This is a genomic window from uncultured Campylobacter sp. (assembly GCF_938045535.1).
Classification (GTDB): Bacteria; Campylobacterota; Campylobacteria; order Campylobacterales; family Campylobacteraceae; genus Campylobacter_B.
Genome location: NZ_CALIMQ010000100.1, coordinates 1 through 2,544 on the forward strand (window position 1 = coordinate 1; position 2,544 = coordinate 2,544).

2 protein-coding genes are annotated in these 2,544 nt (G+C 41.7%); one reads left to right on the forward strand and one right to left on the reverse strand.

Annotation, left to right across the window (positions count from 1 at the left end; genetic code table 11):
• Window positions 1-218, reverse strand: a 218-nt coding sequence (locus Q0095_RS03220; protein WP_297881300.1) for a DnaJ domain-containing protein, incomplete at its 3' end; no start/stop codon positions are given.
• 168 nt (window positions 219-386) lie between these two features.
• On the opposite strand from Q0095_RS03220, the gene Q0095_RS03225 reads away from it, so the two are divergent.
• A complete protein-coding gene (locus tag Q0095_RS03225; RefSeq protein WP_291937493.1) occupies window positions 387-1,808 on the forward strand; it encodes a Do family serine endopeptidase in 1,422 nt (473 codons plus the stop codon).
• The last annotated feature ends 736 nt before the right edge of the window (window positions 1,809-2,544 follow it).

Consider the following 2,544-nt stretch of genomic DNA (forward strand, 5'->3'; position numbering starts at 1 on the left):
ATCGCGTCGCCGTGCCTATCGTACTGCGCGCGCTTTTTTTCGTCGCTTAAAATTTCATACGCGGCGTTGATCTCTTTAAATTTATCCTCAGCTCCTGGCTCTTTATTGATATCCGGGTGATACTTGCGAGCTAGCCTGCGGTAATCTTTTTTAATCTCCTCGGCGCTTGCTGATTTATCCACGCCTAAGGTTTCGTATAAACTGCTTGTACTTGCCATTTTAATCCTTAAAATCTTAAAATTTATGTAGATTATATCATAAAACTTTAGTGAGTGTCAATCAAGTTTGCTAAATTCTATTTATAAATTTTAATTTTGCGTTAAGAATATATTAGCGGACAAAATTTATAATTCCGCCAAAATTTCATTATCACAAAGGAAGCAAAAATGAAAAAATCGATCATCATATCGATAGCTTTAGCAGGTGCGCTTTTTGGCGCCAGTATCGACATTAAAGAAGCTCCAAGCAATTATGAGCGCGTAAATCCGGGCTTTAATCAAGACGTGGTGCTTTCGTATCACAGCTCGCTTGCGGACGTGAAAAAATCCGTCGTAAATATCGCGACTAAAACCAAGATCAAAGCAGGCAACAGCCCGATGTCACAGATGTTTGACGATCCGTTTTTTAAGCAATTTTTCGACTTTGACATTCCGCAACAACAAGAGCGCGAGGGAAGCTCACTAGGCTCTGGTGTCATCATCTCCGAAGACGGCTATATTGTCACAAATAATCACGTAATAGAAAATGCCGACGAAATCGTAGTTACACTACTAGAAGGCGATAAAGAGTATAAAGCCAAGGTAATCGGCACCGACCCTAAAACCGACCTTGCAATCATTAAAATCGACGAAAAAAATCTCTCTGCGGTTAAATTTGCCGACTCGTCCAAGGCTATGGAGGGCGACATTGTATTTGCTATCGGAAATCCTTTCGGCGTGGGCGGTACCATCACTCAAGGCATCATATCGGCGCTAAATAAAAACAACATCGGGCTAAATCAATATGAAAATTTCATCCAAACCGACGCTTCGATCAACCCGGGCAACTCAGGCGGCGCGCTAGTGGATAGCCGCGGCGCGCTTTTGGGGATAAATTCCGCTATTTTAAGTCGCGGCGGCGGAAATAACGGCGTAGGCTTTGCGATCCCTTCAAATATGGTAAAAGAGATCGCTGAAAAGCTCATCACAAACGGCAAGATCGAGCGTGGCTTTATAGGCGTTACGATCTCGGATATGTCTAAAGATCAAAAAGAGCTCTATGAAAGCAAAGAGGGTGCGCTAATCTCTAGCGTAGAAAAGGATATGCCAGCCGATAAAGCAGGTATCAAGCGCGGCGATTTGATTACCAAAATAAACGGCAAATCTATCAAAAACGCCAACGAGCTAAAAAATTTAATCGGCTCAATGGCTCCAGGAAGCTCAGTGGATGTAGAATTTGAACGCGACGGCAAAAGCAAGAGCACGACTATCAAGCTAGACGCGATGAAATCCGACTCCACCACCTTAGGCTCAGCCGGTGAGGACTCAAAAAGCGCGATAGAGGGGCTAAAGCTAAGGACATTGAATGACAGCTTACGCCGCAAATATAACCTCGACGACGATGTCTCGGGTGCCCTCGTCTTAAGCGTAAAAGATGGCTCAAAAGCCGATGATTACGGCTTTGAGGTAGGCGACGTGATCATCCAAGTGGGTCAAAATGATGTTAAAAGCTCGGACGACTTCGATCGATACATCAAAGATTACAAGGGCAAGAAAACCCTAGTTTGGGTTATCAGACGCGGAATTCCGCAAGGTCTTGTAATCCGCTAAGCTCGATTCGCGAGGCTTTAGCTGCGAGAAACGCGCAAGCGTTAAATTTTAACCGCGGCGAGCCGGGACAAAGCATTACAGGAACATTGCAAGTAGTAAGCAGAAACTTTTGAGATTTTGGGCTTTTTGCAAGCGAAATTTCGAGCTTTCGAGCGCAAAAGATACATAATAAACTATAAAGATGGGCTTTTGGCAGGCATTAAAAGTTGCCGGAAGCTCTCTGTTATTTCAAGCGCCTCTGAAAGCCTTCTGCTATTTCAAAATACCGCTAAAAGCTCAAATTTCGCTTGAAATTTTTAGAATTTTGCTTTTTTGCTTTTGTTTTCACTTGGAATTTTTAAAATTTAACCCTCCACGCCGCTATTTTATCGTTTTTATCGCCTCGCCTGGAACTTGCTTTAAAATTTTAATCTCTTTGCTAACAACATACCGCAGAAGTATGTGCTTCTAACCTAGAATTACTTCAAATTTTAATTCCTCTTGTATATTACTTCACTTTAAATTCTACAAATCCAAATTTTATAAAATCTATGTCCTACCCTATTTCTCGATATCAGAAACTGCTGCCTTTTTATTCTAGCGCTTTTCTCGCAGCGACGCTTATTGGGAATCCCGCTGACTAAATTTTAAGGTCGGAATTTTAAAATTTAGTCATTTTGTAATCGTAATTTTTCGTTTAAGCTTCAATAACAAAAATAAGCTGAAATTTTACTTTATTATCGAAAACGTTGCATCG

Coding starts and splice junctions, on each gene's coding strand:
- Q0095_RS03225 (WP_291937493.1), top strand. CDS start 387: ATGAAAAAATCGATCATCATATCGATAGCTTTAGCAGGTGCGCTTTTT.